We start from the raw sequence: 22,315 nt of genomic DNA on the forward strand, positions 1-22,315 counted from the left end.
GTTTATTTATGCATCATCGCCAAACCAACAGATATTACGGGCTGCCATAATGAGTTCTCCTGCTTTCTCATCATTCAGTCCTTCGATATCAGATAAGTCGTCGATACCCTGCTCGGCAAGATCTTCCAGAGTGCAGATGCCACGGGCAGCCAGGTTAAACGCCAAAGTACGTTCCATGCCAGGCAGATCCAGTAAATCTTTGGCAGGTTGCTGATCACCAAGACTCTCTTTCTGAGCCAGTTCCAGCGTCGTCAAGGCCGCTTTTGCACGTTCACGGAGAACTTCAACGGTTTCCTCATCAAGGCCTTCCACTGCCAGAAGTTCATTGATTGGCACATAAGCCAACTCTTCCAGTGTGGAGAAACCTTCTTCGACCAATACAGTGGCGAAATCTTCATCAATGTCGAGATGCTTAGTAAATGTATCAATAGAAGCATGAGCTTCTGCCTGATGTTTCGCTTGCAGCTCTTCCGCAGTCATGACATTCAATTCCCACTTGTCATCACCACGATGTTTTTTCAGCAATTGTGCCGCCAGACGGACGTTTTGGCCATTACGACCAATCGCCTGAGCAAGATTGCTGTTTTCCACGGCAACATCCATCGTACAGTTATCTTCATCAACAACGATAGATGCAACATCCGCCGGAGCCATTGCATTAATAACAAATTGCGCAGGATTGTCATCCCACAATACGATATCAATTCGTTCGCCGCCCAACTCACTGGAAACGGCCTGTACCCTTGCACCACGCATACCTACGCAAGCACCAACCGGATCGATACGCTTGTCATTCGTTTTCACCGCGATTTTGGCACGGGAACCCGGATCACGGGCAGCAGCTTTGATCTCAATGATCTCTTCGCCAATTTCCGGTACTTCGATGCGGAACAATTCAATCAGCATCTCTGGACGAGAACGGCTAATGAAAAGCTGTGCACCACGTGCCTCTGGACGCACATCATACAAGACACCACGAACGCGGTCACCCGGACGGAAGTTTTCACGTGGCAGCATATCTTCACGCAAAATAACCGCTTCAGCATTATTACCCAAATCAAGCGTAATATTATCACGATTTACTTTTTTGACCTGACCGGTCACGATCTCGCCCTGCTGTTCACGGAACTGATCGACGACCATTGCACGTTCAGCCTCACGTACTTTCTGCACGATAACCTGTTTTGCAGTCTGAGTTGTAATACGGTCAAAAGTTACTGATTCAATTTGATCTTCAATATAACCACCCAGTTCAATTTCTGGGTCTTCAAATTTTGCAGCTTCCAATGTGATTTCACGCGTCGGTAGAGTGACTTCTTCTACAGCTAACCAACGGCGAAAAGTATCAAAATCACCGGATTTACGATCGATGCAAACACGGACATCGATTTCCTGCTCATATTTTTTCTTGGTGGCTGTCGCCAATGCAATCTCTAATGCTTCGAAGATTTTTTCACGAGGGAGAGATTTTTCATTAGAAACCGCTTCCACAACAGCCAGAATTTCTTTATTCATCCTAGTTGCCTCATCCGAACTTTAAAAGTGGGGTACCAGATTCGCTTTCTGGATGTTGCTCAGTGCGAACACTTCGTCTTTTCCATCCACCGTAACCGTAATCATTTCACCATCAACAGCTTTGATAATTCCTCGCCATTTACGACGGTTTTGCATTGCCATGCGTAACATCAAGCCGACTTTTTCACCCATGAAACGCTGGTAGTGTTCAGCCTTAAACAGTGGACGATCAAGCCCCGGTGAAGATATTTCCAGGTTATAAAGCCCTGAGATCGGATCTTCAACATCGAGTACTGCACTGACCTGATGGCTAACATCAGCACAATCATCAACAGTGATACCCTCCTCACTATCGATATAGACCCGCAGTGTCGATACACGTGCGCGAATAAACTCCAGGCCCACTAATTCAAAACCCAAAGCTTCAACTGGTGCTGAAATCATCGCTGTTAATTTTTGCTCTAATGTGGACAAGCCCACCCCCAAGACATAAAAAAAGGGCTATATTAGCCCAGTAGTTCTGCTGTCAAATAACAAAAAACCCCGAAACCCGGGGCTTTATGCAACTGGACCCTATTTACTGCCAGTGGTCTCAACCAACTTCTTCTATACCTCTCAAAGCTATACTTCTGGAAGCAACCTGTCAAATCAGGATTGAGACCCTAGGCTGCTAAATCATAACTATTTGAAAGGGTATATGTTGTTAAGAAGTGGTTGCGGGAGCCGGATTTGAACCGACGACCTTCGGGTTATGAGCCCGACGAGCTACCATGCTGCTCCATCCCGCGTTCGAAAACGTGGCAAATCTTACGCTGATAACACTAAAAACGCAAGTTTCTAGATTAATGGTGCCGAGGACGGGACTTGAACCCGTACGCCCGTTGTTTAGGCACTACCACCTCAAGGTAGCGTGTATACCAATTTCACCACCTCGGCACTGATTGTAGAACTGTTATCTTAACCTGTTAAGTACTAACTGTTTAAATCAACAACCCTACTTCAATTCTTTTTCTGACTATTCTTTTTACCGAAAGCTTTCTATCGAGAGCTACTGTGGGATATCACTATTCGGTTTAGTTGGCTTTGCTGGCACTACTGGCACTTCTATTTGTTTCTCAACTTGTGCAGGTTCAGCAATATTTTCCCACTTACCGCTTGAACCAGTTCTGTTACTGGTCATATTACCCAGTACCAAACTGATAACAAAAAACAGTGTTGCAAAAACTGCTGTCATGCGGGTCATAAAATTCGCAGAACCCGATGAACCAAATATTGTTGCAGACGCACCCGCACCAAAGGAAGCACCCATATCAGCACCTTTCCCCTGCTGTAGCAGAACCAGAGCGATTAGCCCGATACCGACCAGCAAGAATATACCTAAAAGAGCTTCATACATATGTTGTACCCGTTTCCTCGTGGGATTTGCCATAACTTTGGTAATGTCATAACTCTGGTAACGTTATACTGCATTACCCGCTCAAAATTAAAAAAATTAACTTATTGAGCGGGTGTGAATACTAACCAAAGCATTTCAGACAAGCAAGGTTAATTTTAAATACTGATGCTGATCGAAGAAAAAATCAACAAATCAGGCTATTTTTTCACAGCATCTGCGATACGATGCGCCAGTGCCGTAACCTGCTCCTCATCTTCACCTTCTACCATCACACGGATCAGTGGCTCAGTGCCCGATTTGCGTAACAGTACCCGACCACGGCCATCTAACTCAGCTTCAACTTCTTTAACAACTTCGAGTACGCGTTCTGATTGCAAAGGGTCGTTATCACCACTAAAACGAACATTGACCAGCACTTGTGGCAACAATTTCATGCCACTACACAGATCATGCAGACTCATATCGTTACGTACCATAGCACTCAATACCTGCAAACCAGCAACAATACCATCGCCTGTTGTGGTTTTATCCAGTAATATGACATGGCCTGAATTTTCTGCGCCTAAACGCCAGCCTTTTTCTTGCAACTTCTCCAGTACATAGCGGTCACCGACTTTGGCACGTTCAAATGGAATGCCAAGCTGTTTCAATGCCAATTCCAATCCCATATTGCTCATCAAAGTTCCCACTGCTCCACCGCGCAGTTGCCCTTGTCGCAATGCTTCACGTGCGATGATATAAAGTATCTGGTCTCCATCCACTTTTTGACCCAAATGATCAACCATGATTATCCGATCACCATCACCATCAAATGCCAAACCAACATTTGCCTGCTCTTCCAAAACCCGTTTCTGTAATAGCCGGACATCTGTCGCACCGCATTCTTCATTGATATTGATGCCATTTGGCTCACAACCAATGGTTATCACATCAGCGCCCAACTCTCTGAGAACGTTCGGTGCGATATGGTAGGTAGCACCATTAGCACAATCCAATACAATTTTTAATCCATTTAGACTTTGTTCACTTGGGAATGTGCCTTTACAGAATTCGATATAACGGCCTGCCGCATCAACGATACGATTAGCACGCCCTAATTCAGCGGATTCTACGCAGGTCAGCGGTTTTTCCATTTCGGCTTCAATTGCTTCTTCCACATCATCAGGAAGTTTAGTGCCATCAATGGAAAAGAATTTAATACCGTTATCGTAGTAAGGATTATGAGAAGCAGAAATAACAATTCCCGCTTCAGCGCGGAAAGTGCGTGTCAGGTATGCTACGGCTGGCGTCGGCATCGGGCCAGTAAACGATGCTGATAGCCCTGCGGCTGCCAACCCCGCTTCCAAAGCAGATTCCAGCATATAGCCGGAAATGCGGGTATCTTTGCCAATAATAATTTTGCGAGAACCATGACGCGCCAGTACTTTACCCGCGGCCCAACCAAGTTTTAAAACAAAATCGGGGGTAATTGGACTATTACCGACTTTGCCACGGATACCATCAGTACCAAAATATTTACGGCTACTCATAAATTTCTTTCTTCCTTTGCTGAACGTATTCTTTGTTCACAATCTACGTTTTGCTAATAATTTATCTGGGGGATTCGGATTCGCTACTGACGACAAATCGTCTTCTCTGACAAGGTTGCCTGAACAATCTGCATTGCCTGCACCGTTTCTTTTACATCATGCACGCGAATAATCTGAGCTCCCTGCATAGCCGCAATGACAGCACAAGCAACACTTCCCGTTACTCTCTCCTGTGGTGGGATATGAAGTAACTGGCCAATCATGGACTTGCGTGACATACCAGCCAGAATCGGCAGACCAAGATAGTGGAGTTCTTTCAAATGAGCCAATAATTGATAATTATGTGATAAATTCTTACCAAAACCGAATCCCGGATCTATCATCAGCTTGTTTCTTTTAATACCTGCCGCAACACAGCGTTCAATCTGCTCTTCTAAGTATGTTTTGACTTCTGCCACAACATTTTCGTAGTGAGGTTCTACCTGCATTGTTCGGGGTTGTCCCTGCATGTGCATTAAACAAACTGGTAACTCTGTTTTTACCGCTGCCTCTAGTGCACCCGGCTCCTGCAATGAACGAATGTCATTAATGATATGAGCCCCTGCTTTGGCAGCTTCCTGCATTACGATAGCTTTTGACGTATCAACAGAGATCCACACCTTAAAACGCTGTGTCAAAGATTCTATTACAGGCACAACGCGATCTAGTTCTTCCTGTTCACTGACATCATCAGCACCTGGACGTGTTGATTCGCCACCAACATCAATAATAGTGGCTCCTTCTTCAACCATTCTGGCAGCATGTTGTAGTGCCGCATCAAGGGTACTGTGAGTACCACCATCTGAAAAAGAATCAGGGGTAACATTCAGAATTCCCATGACTTGCGGATGGGAAAGGTCAAGAATACTGCCTCTGGATGTGAGTTTCATCGCTAGGGGGCCTTAATGTTAAAAACCCCAGGACAAACCCGGGGTTTAGTAAGTACGGTCTGTCAAAACCAGAGGCAACCTTTCTATCAATGATCGCCCTTGGTTTGAATAGATTACGCAGTTGGATTACCATCCGCAGGTTTCGTGGCCTGCTGCTGAGACGATGTATTCTGACGATTATTACTGCTATTACCACCATTATCGTTATCGCCTTCCCAACCTGCCGGTGGACGGACTGTAGTGCGGTTCATCAGGTCATCAATCTGAGGTGCATCAATGGTTTCGTACTTCATCAAAGCATCTTTCATTGAATGCAAGATATCCAGATTATCCATCAGAATCTGACGTGCACGCTGGTAGTTGCGATCAATGATAACTTTCACTTCTTGATCAATTAAACGTGCAGTATCTTCCGACATGTGTTTTGCCTTAGCCACAGAACGACCAAGGAAAACTTCGCCTTCTTCTTCCGCATACAACAGTGGACCTAGTTTTTCCGAGAAACCCCATTGTGTCACCATGTTACGGGCAATAGATGTTGCCACTTTAATGTCATTGGAAGCGCCCGTAGAAACATTATCTGGGCCGTAGATGATCTCTTCTGCAAGACGGCCGCCGTATAAAGTAGAAATCTGACTTTCTAATTTCTGACGGCTGGCACTGATTTGATCACCTTCTGGCAAGAAGAAAGTTACACCCAACGCGCGACCACGGGGAATGATTGTCACTTTATGGACAGGATCATGTTCAGGAACCAGACGGCCAATGATGGCATGTCCTGCTTCGTGGTAAGCGGTGGATTCTTTCTGCTCTTCTGTCATGACCATTGAACGGCGCTCTGCACCCATCATGATCTTATCTTTTGCCTTCTCAAATTCCACCATAGACACGACGCGTCTGTTGCTACGAGCGGCAAATAAAGCTGCTTCGTTCACCAGGTTTGCCAAATCCGCACCAGAGAAACCTGGTGTACCACGGGCAATAATGGAAGCATCAATGTCAGTATCCAATGGAATACGGCGCATATGAACTTTTAGAATCTGTTCACGACCGCGAACATCTGGCAGACCAACGACAACCTGACGGTCGAAACGGCCCGGACGCAACAGAGCCGGGTCCAGAACATCAGGACGGTTAGTTGCTGCGATAACGATAATGCCTTCGTTACCTTCAAAGCCATCCATTTCAACCAGCATCTGGTTCAGCGTTTGTTCACGTTCATCGTGTCCACCACCCAAACCAGCACCACGTTGACGCCCTACGGCATCAATTTCGTCGATAAAGATAATACAAGGAGCGGCTTTCTTCGCTTGTTCAAACATATCACGAACACGAGAAGCACCAACACCAACAAACATTTCAACAAAGTCAGAACCAGAAATGGTGAAGAATGGCACTTTAGCCTCACCTGCAATTGCTTTCGCTAGCAAGGTCTTACCTGTACCCGGAGGCCCTACCATCAGGATACCTTTCGGGATCTTACCACCTAGTTTTTGGAAACGGCCGGGTTCACGCAGGTATTCAACTAATTCACCTACTTCTTCTTTTGCTTCATCACAACCAGCAACATCAGCAAATGTGGTTTTGATCTGATCTTCCGTTAACATACGGGCTTTGCTTTTACCGAAAGACATCGCCCCTTTACCGCCACCACCTTGCATTTGGCGCATAAAAAAGATCCAAACGCCAATCAGCAGTAGCATTGGGAACCATGAAATAAAGAGAGTCGCTAACAGGCCTTGTTGCTCTGGTGGTTCACCAACAACTTTTACCTGTTTGTTGAGCAGCGTATCCAGCAGCTTCTCATCCTGAACTGGCATATACGTGCTATATTTTCCACCGTTGTCTTTCTTAGTGAAATCAATGTCACGACCCGAAATACGTACTTCACTGATTTGATTATGTGATAACTCACTGATGAAGTTCGAGTAATCCACCCTACGACCACTGGAATCGCCGGGACCAAAACTCTGGAACAATAACATCAAGACAACTGCGATGACTAACCAGAGAATCAGGTTTTTCGCCATGTCACTCAAGGGATTAACCTCATATTACAACTGTGTTAACAAATAGCAGCAGGGTACTACACTTTCCGCCCTGTCGCTACAATGTATACTTCACGTGATCGTGCCCGCGAAGCGTCTGGTTTACGAATTTTGACTTTCGTAAAAAGGGAGCGTATTTCCCTCAGGTACTCATCAAAGCCCTCTCCCTGAAACACTTTGACGATAAAACTACCCCCAGGGGCCAGCACATCACGACACATATCCAACGCTAACTCAACCAGATACATGGATCGAGGAATATCGACCGCGGGGGTTCCACTCATATTGGGAGCCATATCCGACATGACGACCTGGACTTTATTATCACCAACTCTCTCAAACAATGTTTTCAATACAAACTCATCACGGAAGTCCCCCTGTAGGAAATCAACTCCAACAATGGGATCCATCGGCAAAAGATCACAGGCAATTACCCGACCACGATCACCAATCTGACTGACTACGTACTGAGACCACCCACCAGGGGCAGCGCCTAAATCAACAACGGTCATGCCCAGTTTAAAGATTTTGTCGCTTTGCTGTATCTCATCAAGTTTAAACCAAGCGCGGGAGCGAAGCCCTTTTTTCTGCGCCTGAAGAACATATTTATCACTAAAATGTTCCTGTAACCAGCGACTTGAGCTTGCTGAGCGTTTTTTATTGGCCATTGTTTTTTCCAACTATACTAATAGAGAGCCCTATTTTTGCATTCTCTTATCAAACTACACCACACACTTATGGTGATAGATAGTAGATGGCGGTAGAATATGTCGTTTTCAATCCCAACTAAGCAAAAAAACGATGACTCTTAACAAGAAACAAGTGCAATACCTGAAAAGTCTCGCTCATTCATTAAAGCCTGTTGTTATGATCGGTAACAACGGACTGACTGAAGGCGTATTGGCCGAAATCGAACAAACCCTTTCGCATCACGAGCTTATCAAAGTCAAGGTTGCAGGCGAAGACCGGGAAATCAAAACTTTGATCGCGGAAGCTATTGTTCGTGAAACTGATGCATATAATGTGCAAATTATTGGAAAAATGCTAGTTCTCTACCGCCCATCGAAAGAGCGCAAGATTAGTTTACCGAAATAATCTCAACATATTTATACAAAAGTGCCATTCTACCATGATAAAAAAGGCCAAATCAGGCCTTTTTATTTCCATCATCAATATATAATCGCTGTTTTCTATGCCCCTCCCCGCTCTATGAGCGGGAAGGTTAATTCAACTTTTAAATTGAATATCAAATATACTCAACGTTCAGAACTTCATATTCCACTTTGCCGCCCGGAGTATCAATCACAGCAACATCATCCACTTCTTTACCAATTAAGCCACGGGCAATAGGCGAGTTAACCGACAGCAGGTTTTCTTTGATATTCGCTTCATCGTCCCCCACAATGCGGTAAGTCTGTTCTTCATCAGAATCAACGTTTAACACCGTTACCGTTGCGCCAAAAATTACACGGCCATTGTTGGTCATCTTAGTGATATCGATCACTTGTGCATTAGAAAGTTTAGCTTCGATTTCTTGAATACGGCCTTCACAGAATCCTTGTTGCTCACGAGCAGCGTGATATTCAGCATTTTCTTTCAAGTCACCGTGCTCACGCGCCTCAGCGATTGCAGTAATAATTTGAGGGCGACGTACATTTTTCAGATATTCTAATTCTTCGCGCAATTTATCTGCGCCACGTACCGTCATCGGAATTTGTTTCATTTATCAAACCTCTAAATCAATCCTAAGCCCAGACAACATCTTCCTGATTTTTGCAATAGCATCACTTCTCTTGCAATAACAGTATATTGCAATAGACTACAACACAATGAGCACACCCTATCAGGCGGGCTTCCAGACAATAAAAAGAGTATAAACTACAGAATACTCTGATAGTTCACATACATATTTAAACTGCTAATCTATCATTTTAACGTAGAGTTGATGATGGATCATCGTTTACTTTTTCCTGAATTGCATCTTAGTATTATTGATACAAATATTATCGGAATACATTCAATTTATATGCGAGATCTATGGCTCTTTTAAAGATTACCAGCAGAATAGCTTGTATGCTCAGTTTGAGCCTGAGTATTTTCAGTGCAAATGCCTCTTCAATTGAAGAAAATATTCAATATTTGCCAGCGGGAACTAATTTTTCGTTTATCGCCCAGAAAATCGGCGAAAAAACACCTCTCATTAATTATCATGGACAGCAATTGGCATTACCTGCCAGTACTCAGAAAATCGTGACAGCATTAGCTGCCTTATTGCAGCTTGGCAAAGATTTCCGCTTTGTCACTACATTAGAGAGTGACGCTAATGTTGAAGATGGCAGATTAAAAGGCAATCTTATCGCCCGTTTCGTTGGTGATCCATCGCTAACACGCACACAACTGCGCAATATGGTAGAAAAGTTAAAACAATCTGGTGTACAGCAGATTGAAGGTGATCTCATCATGGATATTTCCATTTTTTCCAGCCACGATAAAGCACCCGGTTGGATATGGAATGATATGACGCAATGTTTTAGTGCCCCTTCTGCTGCTGCTATTGTGGATAAAAACTGTTTTTCAGTCTTACTCTACAGCGCCGAACAAACTGATGCATTAGCCACTGTTCATGTTCCTTCGTATTATCCTGTCAATGTATTCAGTGAAGTAAAAACACTTGCGAAAGGTTCTCCAGAAGCAAAGTATTGTGAACTTGATGTGACAGCAGGAGAATTGAACCGTTATACGCTGACTGGCTGCCTGACACAACGTAGTGAACCCTTGCCACTGGCATTTGCTATCCAGAATGGAGCAAGCTATGTGGGCGCTATTCTGAAAAATGAACTACATCTTGCTGGAATTGAGTTAAAAGGCCATCTACGACGCCAATCGCTTCCTGAACAAACGGAAAAGATCCTCGCATTAAATCAATCAATACCTTTACATGATCTGCTCAGAATCATGCTGAAAAAGTCAGATAATATGATAGCTGATACCGTTTTTCGCACCCTGGGACATTATTACTTTAACGTTCCCGGCACCTGGCGCTCAGGCTCTGATGCTGTTCGTCAGATCTTAAAACAAAAGGCAGGTATTGATCTTGGTAATAGCGTCTTAGTTGATGGTTCCGGTCTCTCACGTCATGACCTTATCACTCCTTCAACAATGATGGAGATTTTACAATTCATTGCCCAGCACAATAACGAACTGGATTTCATCTCTATGCTGCCGCAAGCAGGTTATGATGGGACTCTAGCCTATCGTCCCGGTCTGCATGAGGCGGGAGTTAATGGTAAAGTTTTTGCGAAAACAGGATCATTGCAAGGTGTATATAACCTTGCTGGCTTTATGAAAGCTGCCAGCGGACAACAGATCGCTTTTGTTCAATTTATTTCGTCTTACTCCGTCTCTCCTGAAGATCAACGTCAGCGCCGTGTTCCTCTGACTCGTTTTGAAAGCCATTTATATAAATCGCTATACAAAAACAATTGACGAAAATACCTTCAGAGAGAATAAGAAAAAAGGGCGCTTCAAATACGCCCTTTTCCATCATTTAGATATCTGAGAACTTAGCGTTTGTAAATAAATTCAACGCCTTCTTCATCTTCTTCATCCCAGTCGTCATCCCAATCATCTGTATCAGATGATTGCTGCAACTGTTCCTTATGGTAGTCATCCCACATGAACTCAACTTTCTTCGGTTGAGATCCTTCCTCGGCATCTATTTTGCGAGGCTGAGCCTTGATGAATTCCATGATATCCCAGCAGAGCTCTTTCACTCCCTGACGATTCACGGCTGAAATCATGTAGTAATCGCCTTCCCAGCCCAGTTCATCAGCAATCGCCTTCGCTTTCAATTTGGCTTCTTCCGGATCAGTCAGATCAACCTTATTGAATACCAACCAGCGTGGTTTTTCAGCCAGTTTTTCACTGTATTTATGCAGTTCATTGATGATAATACGAGCATTCTCTACTGGATCAGATTCATCAATTGGGCAGAGGTCAATTAAATGCAACAGTACACGGCAACGCTCCAAATGTTTCAGGAAACGAATACCCAAACCAGCACCTTCTGATGCACCTTCAATCAAACCTGGGATATCTGCTACGACGAAGCTTTGCTCGTTATCCATACGTACAACACCAAGGCTTGGTACTAACGTCGTAAATGGATAATCAGCGACTTTCGGTTTTGCTGCTGAAACAGCGCGGATGAAGGTAGATTTACCCGCATTTGGCATTCCCAACATCCCTACGTCAGCCAGTAACATCAGCTCCAACAGAAGCTCACGACTTTCTCCCGGCGTTCCCATGGTTCTCTGGCGAGGCGCGCGGTTAACAGAGGATTTAAAACGGGTGTTACCCAAACCATGAAAGCCACCTTTCGCAACCATCAAACGCTGCTCGTGACGTACCATATCGCCCAGAATTTCCCCTGTCGCGATATCACGGATACGAGTCCCTACTGGTACTTTAATGGTAATATCCTGACCACGCTTGCCGGTACAATCACGGCTTTGCCCATTTTGCCCACGTTCAGCGCGGAAGGACTTCTCAAAACGGTAGTCGATTAGCGTATTGAGGTTTTCATCTGCCAGTAGATAAACATCACCACCATCACCACCGTCACCGCCGTCCGGCCCACCTTTTGGAATATATTTTTCACGACGGAAGCTGACACAGCCATTGCCACCATCTCCCGCTACAACCAGTATCCTGGCTTCATCTACAAATTTCATCACTTTTCTCCGTAGGATAGCCACTATAAAGCTGGATGGCAGATCGTACCCAGAGATGGCATAATCCAAAATATAAAAAGCCCCGCAACACACATTGCAGGGCTTCCGATTCGATCGAAGTTCAAAAAACTTATTCAGCTACAATGCTGATAAATTTACGGTTTTTTGGACCTTTAACTTCGAATTTAACTTTTCCGTCAGCTAATGCAAACAGGGTGTGGTCACGACCACAACCTACATTGTTACCTGCGTGGAATTTAGTACCACGTTGACGAACGATGATGCTACCTGCCAAAACAGATTCACCACCAAAACGTTTTACACCCAGACGTTTGCTTTCAGAATCGCGACCGTTACGAGTCGAGCCGCCAGCCTTTTTGTGTGCCATTAATCTGCTCTCCTAATATCTTAAGCGATGCCAGTGATTTTAACATCAGTGAACCACTGACGGTGGCCCTGCTGCTTACGGCTGTGTTTACGACGACGAAACTTAACGATTTTAACTTTCTCACCACGACCGTGCGCAACAACTTCAGCTTTAACTTTAACGCCTTCAACTACTGGAGCGCCGATTTTGATGTCTTCACCATTAGCGACCATCAGAACCTGGTCAAACTCAACAGTTTCACCTGTTGCGATGTCCAGCTTTTCCAAGCGAATAGTTTGACCTTCGCTTACTCGGTGTTGTTTACCACCACTTTGGAAAACCGCGTACATATTAACTCCGCTTTCCGCGCACTCCCTAAAATTCTTTCCAGAGCGCGCTATAAAATATTCACAATAGGGCGCGAATTCTACGCAAAAACCACTTGGAAGACAAGAGCAGAATTAGATAGTGTCGTCATGAGATACTTAACCAAAGAGCAAGGCAACGGATTTGGACCGCGGCAAGAAACGATGCACTATTTTTGGCATAGCGGGTTGCTATGCCACGCCAGCGTTTAAGATGAAGAAACGCATTTTCAACTAAATGCCTGAGTCGATAGAGGTCTCGATCATATTCTCGTTTCACTTTGCGATTTTTTCGGCCGGGAATTTGCGCTGCCATGCCTTGTTTTTTTGCTTGTTCAACAACGGTATTACTGTCATAGCCCCGATCCGCTAATAAATGTTCTGCCTCTATTCCGTCAATCAAGGCCTCAGCTTGTGAGCAATCCGCTGTGGGACCGCTTGTAATAAGCGCTCTGATCGGCATACCATGCGCATCCACGGCCAGATGTATCTTTGTATTGAGCCCCCTTTTGTGCGCCCCATATCCTGATTGCCTCCTGCCGCTCCTGCGGCATGGGGATGAACCTTAATATGACTGGCGTCAATCATCAGCCATTCGAAATCGGGTTCAAAGATGAGTTCTTCAAGCAGTCCTTCCCATACGCCTTTGTCCCGCCACCGACAAAAACGGCGATGCGTATTTTTCCAGTCGCCATAATCGGGCGGTAAATCTCGCCAGGGTGCGCCTGTCCGTAAAATCCAGAACACGGCATTAATAAATAATCGATTATCATAAGCAACACGCCCCCAGGCCCCCTTACGCCCCGGTAGGTGAGGTTCAAGCAAACTCCAAATATGATCGGAAATATCGTGACGGCGGTGTGCGGGTGTGCTCATGGTTAAGTCATCCATTCATGTAATATAGGGTGATTATTACATGAATTTATTTATGACGACACTATCTAGAACAGAGGAGAAAAAAGCCGAGTTTTTCGATTGTCATTTATTTGAACGGTTTTTCAAGTACAATCAACATATCGCGATATCTATTGATACACTAATTAATGAGCATAGCTCTGAATCAGAGTCCGAAGCCAAAACATGAACTTAGAATCTATAATTAAACTTACAGCTGATGATATGGCAGCGGTTAATGAAACAATTCTTAACCAATTAAATTCTGATGTAGCGCTAATCAACCAGCTTGGCTATTACATTATCAGCGGCGGTGGTAAACGTATTCGCCCAATGATCGCAGTGTTGGCTGGTAAGGCACTGCATTATGAGGGAAAGAAACATATCAAAATTGCTGCCCTGATTGAATTTATCCATACAGCAACCCTACTCCATGATGACGTCGTAGATGAGTCCGATATGCGCCGCGGTAAAGCAACTGCCAATGCTATGTATGGCAATGCAGCCAGCGTTCTGGTTGGCGATTTTATCTATACTCGCTCGTTTCAGATGATGACAGACCTCAATTCTATGCGAGTGCTGAAATTGATGTCTGACGCCACGAATGTTATCGCTGAAGGTGAAGTGATGCAGTTGATGAACTGTAATGATCCGAACATTTCAGAAGATGACTACATGTGCGTAATTTACAGTAAAACTGCACGCTTGTTTGAAGTAGCCGCGCATTCTGCTGCTATTTTGTCTGGTGCAACTCAGGAGCAAGAAGAAGCACTACGTGATTATGGTCGCTATCTTGGTACTGCATTTCAATTGATTGATGACCTGTTAGACTACGATTCCGATGATAATACACTTGGGAAAAACACTGGAGATGATTTAAACGAAGGTAAACCGACCCTCCCACTTTTACATGCAATGAATCATGGAACGCCGGAACAGTCAGCACTGATCCGCGAAGCTATCGAGAAAGGCAATGGCCGCCATTTGCTGGATACTGTGCTTACAACGATGAAACAGTGTGGTTCACTTGATTACACCCGCCAACGGGCGGAGGAAGAAGCAGATAAAGCAATCTCAGCGTTACAAGGACTTGATGATTCTCCATACAAAGCGGCCCTAGTGGGATTAGCCCACATCGCTGTACAACGACTTTCCTGAGCCAGGCCCAGTAGTATAGTATACCTTGGGTAGTAAGTATCCCAGACTATTCAGTCTGGGATACTCCTTTATTTTCAACCTCTTGAATTCCTATATACTGTACAATGCTGGCAAGTCCTTTACGTAAAATGAACTTAACCATCCGCTCCCTTTCTGGCTTGGTCAATTGATAGTAAGCTTCCACCCAAATCATAAATGGATCCTGTCGTTTGTTCCGATAATACTCAACCGAGTTCTCACTGACGGTCAGTACATTCAAAACATCTTCGGGCAAGCTATTGATATGATATTCGAGGGCTTTTCCCTGCACTCCACGCTTACGGCGTTGTTCCCAGCCTTCACGTCTTGCCATCAGGTTTACTCCCTGGGGAGACGATGGCAGACCAGCGAGGCCAATGAGTTCCTTTGCAGAATACCATTCTTTTTTCATCTCTCTCTCCTCGCTTTGTACCGGAGCAGTAAAGAGGAAGCCAAATTTTGAACATTTAGCTTTTCAAAAGCTGCCTCAGGTAGCTACGATTTTTTCCAAAAAACTTCTTATTCCATCTCGTAGTATCACTTCTGTAATTATCTCCTTTTCTTCATCCGTGAGTAGATTAAACGCACTTACCCAAATGGATAGTGGGTCCTGTTTCTGAACCTGATATTCAGGTGATATTTCATTAAGTTCCAGAGCTGCCAATGTTGATTCAGGAAAACATGAATAGTGATATTCAATTGCCCTTCCCTGAACACCTGTTCGTTTTTGTCTCAACCACTCTTCACGTTTGGCTCTGGCATTCACTCCTTGTGGTGATCTAGGTAACTCACCTACACCGGTCAACTCCATTGCCGTATACCACTCTTTTTTCATAATGTTTCTCTATTTTTGTAACCAAGTTCAAAAAAGAAGTTATTAAGAAAAAATTAAAAACATTTTTAGAAAAAATAATGTTATTTTATTTTCTTAATAACAGATCCATGTTCGTTATTAATTTCACTCTAACGCTTTAGTTATACCACTAATGTGGCTCTAAATTTAATAGGAAAGGATTAAAAAAATGATTTCTATGAAATCGGATTGGCATCCTGCTGATATTATTGCTGCTTTACGTAAACGTGGAACAACTCTGGCCGCTGTTTCTCGTGAATCAGGACTAAGCTCATCAACTTTGGCGAATACTCTTTCTCGCTCGTGGCCCAAGGGAGAATGGATAATAGCAAACTACTTAGGTATTCATCCGTCTGAAATATGGCCAAGCCGTTATTTCAATCCCCATACTGGAGAATTATTAGAAAGGAAAGTAAGAGAGAAAAAAGAATAATTAGCTACCAATATAATTATTGAAAGAAAAACCGCTAGCTTTTTTAAACTAGCGGTTTCCGTTATCTAATATATTTAAATTAATTCGTATAATAATAGATTAATAATTAAATTAACCATTAATAAATCTTTCGCCTAATTCAATATCTTTTTTCAGAACATCCAGCATATTATCCAATGCTTTCTGTTCAAACTCACTCAATTGGCCAATGTCTAAACGTTCTTCAATACCATTTTTGCCCAAACGAACAGGTTGTGCGAAGAAACGAGCGTATTTGCCGTCACCTTCTACGTAGCTGCATTCGATAACATTGCTTTCACCCTGCAAACCACGGATCAAAGAAAGACCCAGACGTGCTGCTGCTTGGCCCATAGACAAAGTTGCAGATCCACCACCTGCTTTTGCTTCAACAACTTCAGTACCTGCGTTCTGAATACGTTTCGTCAACGCTTCTACTTCTTCATCAGTGAAACTGACATCCTGGATCTGAGACAATAATGGCAGAATAGTTACGCCGGAGTGACCACCGATAACAGGAACATTCAGCTCTTCTGGTTTCTTATCTTTCAGTTCTGCCACAAACGTATTAGAACGGATAATATCCAGAGTAGTTACACCAAACAGACGATTTTTGTCGTAAACGCCCTCTTTTTTCAGAACTTCGGCAGCGATTGCCACAGTGGTGTTAACAGGGTTAGTAATAATTCCGATTAATGCTTTTGGACATATTTTAGCAATCTGTTGAACCAAATTACGGATAATCCCTGCATTAATATTGAACAGATCTGAACGATCCATACCAGGTTTACGGGCTACACCTGCAGAAATCAATACAACTTCCGCCCCTACCAATGCAGGAGTTGCATCTTCACCAGCAAAACCAGTGACCTTCACAGTTGTTGGGATATGGCTCAGATCGGCAGCCACACCTGGGGTCACCGGAGCAATGTCATACAAGGAAAGTTCTGAACCTGAAGGAAGCTGGGTCTTGAGTAGAAGGGCAAGTGCCTGACCAATACCACCGGCTGCACCGAGAACTGCAACTTTCATCCTGATACTCCTTTAAATAAATGCTGTAAAAAACTTAAACCTGTCTGGTTAAGAGACTCTATATTTCCCATACAAAGTATAAATATGGGATACGCTCTCAGCCTTATTCATCACTACGTATTAAAAACAATCTGTTAACAGACAGATTATCTACCTAATAGCCCAATGATGGAACACTAAAGTTTTTTATTTTAGACAAAATGCTTATCTGTTAATGAGATAATGGGCACTTTTTTAGGAATTATTCCTGTTATCTTATTAATTGCTCTGTTGATTAACTTGTCCTTCTCCTTTTCCCTGAATAATGCAATTTTATTAACAATAAATTTACTGAGCTCAATAATGTAATTATGCTCTCTATATTGGGTTTTTCTTCTCTTCCTTGCATAAAAATTCACTTTTTTGCAGAATATTGGCTTCATAGTGGATTCAACGATGGTGAAATATGCGAATTCTTTCGAAACAGGAAGATTTGATCAAAGCTTTCAAGGCATTATTAAAGGAAGAAAAATTCAGTTCTCAAGGCGAGATAGTTACAGCACTCCAAGAAGAAGGTTTTGAAAACATTAATCAATCTAAAGTTTCCAGAATGCTGACAAAATTTGGCGCTGTCAGAACCCGTAATGCAAAAATGGAAATGGTCTACTGTCTGCCAGCAGAATTAGGTGTGCCTACTGCCACCAGCCCATTGAAAAATCTGGTATTAGATATTGATTATAATCATTCCGTAGTTGTTATTCGTACCAGTCCTGGTGCGGCACAGTTGATCGCGCGTTTATTGGATTCATTAGGAAAAGCAGAAGGGATCCTTGGCAGTATTGCAGGAGATGACACTGTTTTTTCTACGCCAACACAAGCCATTACAGCCAAACAGCTTTATGAGGCTATCCTCAACTTGTTTGAGCAAAAACTGTAAACCAATCGTCCATCAAAACCATGTAAAAACACGGTATCACTGCATACCATTTTTCCAGAGAAAATTTTGCAAGAGGATCGCTTGATCATCGCGATCCTCTTGATTTAACGCTTGTGATCAATTAAGCAGCGTGTGCTCTCTTATTCAACGCCGCCAATAATTTCTCATGAATACCACCAAAACCACCATTACTCATGATCAATATGTGGTCACCTGGCTGTGCTGCCTCCACAATCATACGTACCAACGTGTCAATATCTGCACTCCAGCGAGCAGGTTGAACACATTGTTCCACAATTTCAGCAACCTGCCACTGGATATTACCAGGCTGAAACAGAAAAACTTCATCCGCTCGGCCCAGAGAAGGTGCAATATCATTTTTGCTTATACCCAGTTTCATGGTATTCGAACGTGGTTCCAGTACTGCAAAAATGCGCGCCATACTGCCCGCTTTGCTTCTCAGAGCTTCCAGTGTCGCCAAAATGGCCGTTGGATGATGGGCAAAATCATCATAAACCGAGATATCATTCACTTTGCCGAGTAATTCCAGTCGGCGACGAGCATTGATAAAGTCACCTAATACCTGACAGGCATCCTCAGGCTGAATTCCTACATGGTGAGCTGCTGCAATAGCCATTAAGCCATTATGCATATTGTGTTCCCCCACCAATGACCAGTTAACTTCGCCAACTAATTCACCATGATGGTACACTTGATAGGTACTGCTGTCCTGAGTGGTTTTTTGGACGTGCCAGGCCCCTGTTTCCCCTAGGTGTTCCAACTCACTCCAGCACCCCATTCCAAGCACTTGTTTCAGATTTATGTCATTATCGGGCACAAGGATCTTACCCATGCCCGGTACGATTCTGACAAGATGGTGAAATTGCTTTTGGATGGCAGCCAGATTTTCGAAAATATCAGCATGATCGAATTCAAGATTATTTATGATGAGCGTACGAGGACTATAATGAACAAATTTCGAACGTTTATCAAAGAAAGCACTATCGTATTCATCCGCTTCAATCACGAAAAATGGGCTTTCACCAATCTGTGCTGAAACATTAAAATTGCCCGGCACACCACCGATAAGAAATCCCGGTTTATAGCCACAAGCTTCCAGGATCCACGTCAGCATACCCGCAGTTGTTGTTTTACCATGTGTTCCTGCAACAGCCAAAACCCAACGCTCTGGTAAAACATAATCATGTAACCACTGTGGGCCGGATGTATAAGGAATACCGCGATCCAGCACCGCCTCAACACAAGGATTACCACGTGTCATAGCGTTACCAATGATCACCATATCTGGCACAGGATCGAGTTGTGAAGGATCGTATCCTTGGATCAGTTCAATACCCTGATTTTTTAACAGAGTACTCATAGGAGGATACACATTGGCGTCAGAGCCGGTAACTTCGTGACCTAATGAACGAGCAAGTATCGCCAGCCCTCCCATGAAAGTACCGCAGATGCCAAGAATATGAATACGCATTTATTTCTATCCGATATCATGAAGTGTATCACTATTCTAACCATCAAATCACAGATTAGAAATGCAATAGCCTATCAATCATTTTATTCTTTAGCTAAACTGCCCGCACTTAAGTGTTACCAAAATATACAGCACGATTTTAAAACCATAACCAAATCAGGGCCTTCGTCATGAAAACATTAGGCGAATTCATCGTCGAGAAACAGCACGACTTTCCTCATGCTACAGGTGAACTGACCGCACTACTTTCTGCCATTAAATTAGGTGCCAAAATTATTCATCGGGACATTAATAAAGCTGGCCTGGTAGATATTTTAGGCACCAGCGGTGTTTCTAATGTTCAGGGTGAAGTTCAGATGAAACTGGACTTGTATGCCAATGAAAAACTCAAAGCAGCATTGAAAGCACGCGGTGAAGTAGCGGGTATTGCTTCCGAAGAAGAAGACGAGATCGTCATCTTTGATGGTGACCGGGCAGAAAATGCGAAGTATGTTGTTTTGATGGATCCACTGGATGGTTCTTCAAATATTGATGTAAACGTTTCCGTTGGGACTATTTTCTCCATTTACCATCGAATTACGCCAGTTGGGCAACCTGTTACCGAAGAAGACTTCCTGCAACCGGGTCATCGTCAGGTTGCAGCGGGTTATGTGGTTTACGGTTCGTCCACCATGTTGGTTTACACTACGGGCTGTGGTGTTCATACTTTCACTTACGATCCTTCTCTTGGTGTATTCTGTCTGACCCATGAGAAAGTCCAGTTCCCGGAAAAAGGTAATATGTACTCAATTAACGAAGGGAACTACATCAAATTCCCTCTGGGAGTGAAAAAGTACATTAAGTATTGCCAGGAACAAGACGAAGCAACTCAACGCCCTTACACTACCCGTTATATTGGCTCATTGGTTGCCGACTTCCACCGCAACCTGTTGAAAGGTGGTATCTATATCTATCCAAGCACAGCAAGTCACCCGACGGGCAAACTCCGTCTGCTGTATGAGTGCAACCCGATTGCTTTCCTGGCTGAACAAGCCGGCGGCAAAGCCAGTGATGGCATTAACCGGATTTTAGATATCGTACCAAGCAAGCTGCATCAACGAGTGCCTTTCTTCGTCGGAACCAAATCTATGGTAGAAAAAGCTGAAAGCTTTATGGCTGAGTTTCCAGATGAACCGGATGAGTAATATAAGTCAACTGGTTGATTAATTGGTTATAAGAAGAGGCGAAAATTCGCCTCTTTCTACTCAGTTGTCTCTGTAATATTTATCAGTATCTTTTGATTTGCCCCAACCTAGTTTTGTTCAATAAATTATTTTGTTCATGATGCATGAAGAAACGTTCTTATCAGAAATTACAGCAAGCCTTCTCGCTGGCCTCCTAAATACAGTGGATAAAGAAAGCCTGATCGACGATGTAATAAGGCAATGACTGGCAGAACAGTCGGAAACCATAGTTCAAATCATGAATGATTTTTGGACAGGGATCCTCTACCACTATTAACCCATAGGAGTACAGGCATAATACAGAAAAATGGAATTACTTTAAGTCTGTTTTGGCTATAATAGCCCGCACTCCATTTTGGTTTGAAATTGAAGGAAACCTTTTATGAGCCTGAACAATGTACCGGCGGGTAAAGAACTGCCAGAAGACATCTACGTTATTATTGAGATCCCTGCAAATGCCGATCCAATCAAATATGAAGTGGACAAAGAATCCGGTGCTCTGTTTGTAGACCGTTTCATGGCGACCTCCATGTTCTATCCATGCAACTACGGTTATATCAACAATACCCTGTCTCTTGATGGCGACCCTGTTGACGTACTGGTTCCAACTCCATACCCATTGCAGCCAGGCTCCGTTATTCGCTGCCGTCCAGTTGGTGTGCTGAAAATGACCGACGAATCTGGTGAAGACGCTAAACTGGTTGCTGTTCCTCATTCTAAACTGACTAAAGAATACGACCACATCAAAGATGTAAATGATCTGCCAGAACTGCTGCGTGCTCAAATTACACATTTCTTTGAACACTACAAAGATCTGGAAAAAGGTAAGTGGGTAAAAGTTGATGGTTGGGAGAATGCCGAAGCCGCTAAAGCAGAAATCCAATCTTCTTTCGAACGCGCTGCAAAAAAATAATCCTGACGGATAACAGCAAGTTTTGATTATAAAAAAACCTCTGTATTTTTATTTATTGGCACAGAGGTTTTTTTATTTGGTTATATTGGTTAATCTGTTAAAAATGATATAAAAACAGTAACATCGCTGATTTTTATCTCTCCTCGTGCCGCTTCAGCCAGTCACCACTTTCTATTCGAGGCACTCCCTCAACTGATAACATGTATAAATAGATCCATGCACTACCATAAGGAGTTTTGACCAATTCCCTTTGATATTCCTGAGTATTCTTTTTCAAATCATCCAGTTCAGTCAAAATGGATGACGTAATGCGATAAACCTCACATTCAATTGTTCCTTCGCCACGGATCACCGCTGGATAATGCCCCAGATCATAAATTTCATAACCTTCCAACCTATGCTCCCCCAAAAGTTGAGCGTAGGTCATCCAGTGGTGATTACCTTGTTTGCGCCTCAGGCTGCCATAAACAATAACTCGCATCT

At 43.5% G+C, this 22,315-nt stretch carries 24 protein-coding genes and 2 tRNA genes; 7 read left to right on the forward strand and 19 right to left on the reverse strand.

All coding sequences use genetic code 11. From position 1 onward, the window contains the following. Positions 1–6: 6 nt before the first annotated feature. The 9 genes from nusA to rlmE form a co-directional block, all read right to left on the reverse strand. Positions 7–1,515 carry a transcription termination factor NusA gene (gene nusA / locus AAC852_RS15505; RefSeq protein WP_340621773.1) on the reverse strand — a complete coding sequence of 503 codons (1,509 nt, stop codon included), beginning with the start codon at positions 1,513–1,515 and terminating at the stop codon, positions 7–9. Positions 1,516–1,536: 21 nt separating this feature from the next. Further along, complete coding sequence (rimP, locus tag AAC852_RS15510) at positions 1,537–1,989, reverse strand: ribosome maturation factor RimP (protein ID WP_340621774.1); 453 nt, start codon at positions 1,987–1,989, stop codon at positions 1,537–1,539. Positions 1,990–2,226: 237 nt separating this feature from the next. Further along, a tRNA-Met gene (locus AAC852_RS15515) sits at positions 2,227–2,303 on the reverse strand. A gap of 58 nt (positions 2,304–2,361) precedes the next feature. Then, a tRNA-Leu gene (locus AAC852_RS15520) sits at positions 2,362–2,451 on the reverse strand. Positions 2,452–2,563: 112 nt separating this feature from the next. After that, positions 2,564–2,911 (reverse strand): preprotein translocase subunit SecG, encoded by a 348-nt coding sequence (gene secG, locus AAC852_RS15525; RefSeq protein WP_038261492.1) that lies wholly within the window; start codon positions 2,909–2,911, stop codon positions 2,564–2,566. Between the two features lie 197 nt (positions 2,912–3,108). Beyond that, complete coding sequence (glmM, locus tag AAC852_RS15530; protein ID WP_340621775.1) at positions 3,109–4,440, reverse strand: phosphoglucosamine mutase; 1,332 nt, start codon at positions 4,438–4,440, stop codon at positions 3,109–3,111. Between the two features lie 83 nt (positions 4,441–4,523). Then, positions 4,524–5,369: a dihydropteroate synthase gene (gene folP / locus AAC852_RS15535; RefSeq protein ID WP_340621776.1), complete on the reverse strand. Its 846-nt coding sequence runs from the start codon at positions 5,367–5,369 to the stop codon at positions 4,524–4,526. Between the two features lie 113 nt (positions 5,370–5,482). Continuing rightward, the gene (ftsH, locus tag AAC852_RS15540; protein ID WP_340621777.1) at positions 5,483–7,408 is read right to left on the reverse strand and encodes an ATP-dependent zinc metalloprotease FtsH; all 1,926 of its coding nucleotides are present in this window, start codon (positions 7,406–7,408) and stop codon (positions 5,483–5,485) included. Positions 7,409–7,455: 47 nt separating this feature from the next. Beyond that, positions 7,456–8,085: a 23S rRNA (uridine(2552)-2'-O)-methyltransferase RlmE gene (gene rlmE / locus AAC852_RS15545; protein WP_038261480.1), complete on the reverse strand. Its 630-nt coding sequence runs from the start codon at positions 8,083–8,085 to the stop codon at positions 7,456–7,458. A gap of 133 nt (positions 8,086–8,218) precedes the next feature. Between rlmE and yhbY the strand changes: the two genes are divergently transcribed. Beyond that, the gene (yhbY, locus tag AAC852_RS15550; RefSeq protein WP_340621778.1) at positions 8,219–8,512 is read left to right on the forward strand and encodes a ribosome assembly RNA-binding protein YhbY; all 294 of its coding nucleotides are present in this window, start codon (positions 8,219–8,221) and stop codon (positions 8,510–8,512) included. 151 nt (positions 8,513–8,663) lie between these two features. On the opposite strand, the gene greA is transcribed toward yhbY, so the two are convergent. Beyond that, entirely contained in the window at positions 8,664–9,140 is a 477-nt protein-coding gene (gene greA, locus AAC852_RS15555; protein WP_038261474.1) for a transcription elongation factor GreA, read from the reverse strand. A gap of 314 nt (positions 9,141–9,454) precedes the next feature. On the opposite strand from greA, the gene dacB reads away from it, so the two are divergent. Further along, positions 9,455–10,903, forward strand: coding sequence for a serine-type D-Ala-D-Ala carboxypeptidase (dacB, locus tag AAC852_RS15560; RefSeq protein WP_340621779.1), 1,449 nt, complete (start codon positions 9,455–9,457; stop codon positions 10,901–10,903). Between the two features lie 77 nt (positions 10,904–10,980). Here dacB and cgtA read toward each other — a convergent pair whose 3' ends face one another. From cgtA to AAC852_RS15580, 4 genes are all read right to left on the reverse strand, one after another. Then, positions 10,981–12,150: an Obg family GTPase CgtA gene (cgtA, locus tag AAC852_RS15565; RefSeq protein WP_340621780.1), complete on the reverse strand. Its 1,170-nt coding sequence runs from the start codon at positions 12,148–12,150 to the stop codon at positions 10,981–10,983. A 130-nt stretch (positions 12,151–12,280) separates the two neighbouring features. After that, the gene (gene rpmA, locus AAC852_RS15570) at positions 12,281–12,538 is read right to left on the reverse strand and encodes a 50S ribosomal protein L27 (RefSeq protein WP_038261469.1); all 258 of its coding nucleotides are present in this window, start codon (positions 12,536–12,538) and stop codon (positions 12,281–12,283) included. Between the two features lie 20 nt (positions 12,539–12,558). Continuing rightward, on the reverse strand, positions 12,559–12,867 hold the full coding sequence (rplU, locus tag AAC852_RS15575; RefSeq protein WP_045968299.1) for a 50S ribosomal protein L21: 309 nt from the start codon (positions 12,865–12,867) through the stop codon (positions 12,559–12,561). Positions 12,868–12,991: 124 nt separating this feature from the next. Continuing rightward, a protein-coding gene (locus tag AAC852_RS15580) for an IS5 family transposase (protein WP_340619644.1) occupies positions 12,992–13,758 on the reverse strand; the annotation gives its coding sequence in 2 pieces (ribosomal slippage) (positions 12,992–13,383 and positions 13,383–13,758; 768 coding nt in all). 204 nt (positions 13,759–13,962) lie between these two features. Between AAC852_RS15580 and ispB the strand changes: the two genes are divergently transcribed. Beyond that, positions 13,963–14,934, forward strand: a complete 972-nt coding sequence (ispB, locus tag AAC852_RS15585) for an octaprenyl diphosphate synthase (protein ID WP_340621781.1) — start codon at positions 13,963–13,965, stop codon at positions 14,932–14,934. 46 nt (positions 14,935–14,980) lie between these two features. Here the strand turns inward: ispB and AAC852_RS15590 are convergent, their stop codons facing one another. Both AAC852_RS15590 and AAC852_RS15595 read right to left on the reverse strand, forming a co-directional pair. Then, positions 14,981–15,364 (reverse strand): DNA-binding protein, encoded by a 384-nt coding sequence (locus tag AAC852_RS15590; protein ID WP_340621782.1) that lies wholly within the window; start codon positions 15,362–15,364, stop codon positions 14,981–14,983. 75 nt (positions 15,365–15,439) lie between these two features. After that, positions 15,440–15,787, reverse strand: coding sequence for a DNA-binding protein (locus AAC852_RS15595; protein ID WP_340621783.1), 348 nt, complete (start codon positions 15,785–15,787; stop codon positions 15,440–15,442). A gap of 187 nt (positions 15,788–15,974) precedes the next feature. Here AAC852_RS15595 and AAC852_RS15600 point away from each other — a divergent pair, with 187 nt between their 5' ends. Continuing rightward, entirely contained in the window at positions 15,975–16,238 is a 264-nt protein-coding gene (locus tag AAC852_RS15600; protein ID WP_047684383.1) for a helix-turn-helix domain-containing protein, read from the forward strand. A 111-nt stretch (positions 16,239–16,349) separates the two neighbouring features. Here AAC852_RS15600 and mdh read toward each other — a convergent pair whose 3' ends face one another. Beyond that, a complete protein-coding gene (mdh, locus tag AAC852_RS15605; RefSeq protein WP_340621784.1) occupies positions 16,350–17,288 on the reverse strand; it encodes a malate dehydrogenase in 939 nt (312 codons plus the stop codon). Between the two features lie 445 nt (positions 17,289–17,733). On the opposite strand from mdh, the gene argR reads away from it, so the two are divergent. After that, positions 17,734–18,204 (forward strand): transcriptional regulator ArgR, encoded by a 471-nt coding sequence (gene argR, locus AAC852_RS15610; protein WP_340621785.1) that lies wholly within the window; start codon positions 17,734–17,736, stop codon positions 18,202–18,204. 121 nt (positions 18,205–18,325) lie between these two features. Here the strand turns inward: argR and mpl are convergent, their stop codons facing one another. Then, positions 18,326–19,696 carry a UDP-N-acetylmuramate:L-alanyl-gamma-D-glutamyl-meso-diaminopimelate ligase gene (gene mpl / locus AAC852_RS15615; RefSeq protein ID WP_340621786.1) on the reverse strand — a complete coding sequence of 457 codons (1,371 nt, stop codon included), beginning with the start codon at positions 19,694–19,696 and terminating at the stop codon, positions 18,326–18,328. Positions 19,697–19,866: 170 nt separating this feature from the next. On the opposite strand from mpl, the gene fbp reads away from it, so the two are divergent. Then, on the forward strand, positions 19,867–20,880 hold the full coding sequence (gene fbp / locus AAC852_RS15620) for a class 1 fructose-bisphosphatase (RefSeq protein ID WP_340621787.1): 1,014 nt from the start codon (positions 19,867–19,869) through the stop codon (positions 20,878–20,880). Between the two features lie 421 nt (positions 20,881–21,301). Further along, positions 21,302–21,832, forward strand: coding sequence for an inorganic diphosphatase (ppa, locus tag AAC852_RS15625; RefSeq protein WP_047684367.1), 531 nt, complete (start codon positions 21,302–21,304; stop codon positions 21,830–21,832). 133 nt (positions 21,833–21,965) lie between these two features. Here the strand turns inward: ppa and AAC852_RS15630 are convergent, their stop codons facing one another. Beyond that, on the reverse strand, positions 21,966–22,313 hold the full coding sequence (locus AAC852_RS15630) for a gamma-glutamylcyclotransferase family protein (RefSeq protein WP_038261434.1): 348 nt from the start codon (positions 22,311–22,313) through the stop codon (positions 21,966–21,968). Positions 22,314–22,315: the final 2 nt, after the last annotated feature.

This window comes from Xenorhabdus siamensis, assembly GCF_037996745.1.
GTDB lineage: Bacteria > Pseudomonadota > Gammaproteobacteria > Enterobacterales > Enterobacteriaceae > Xenorhabdus > Xenorhabdus indica.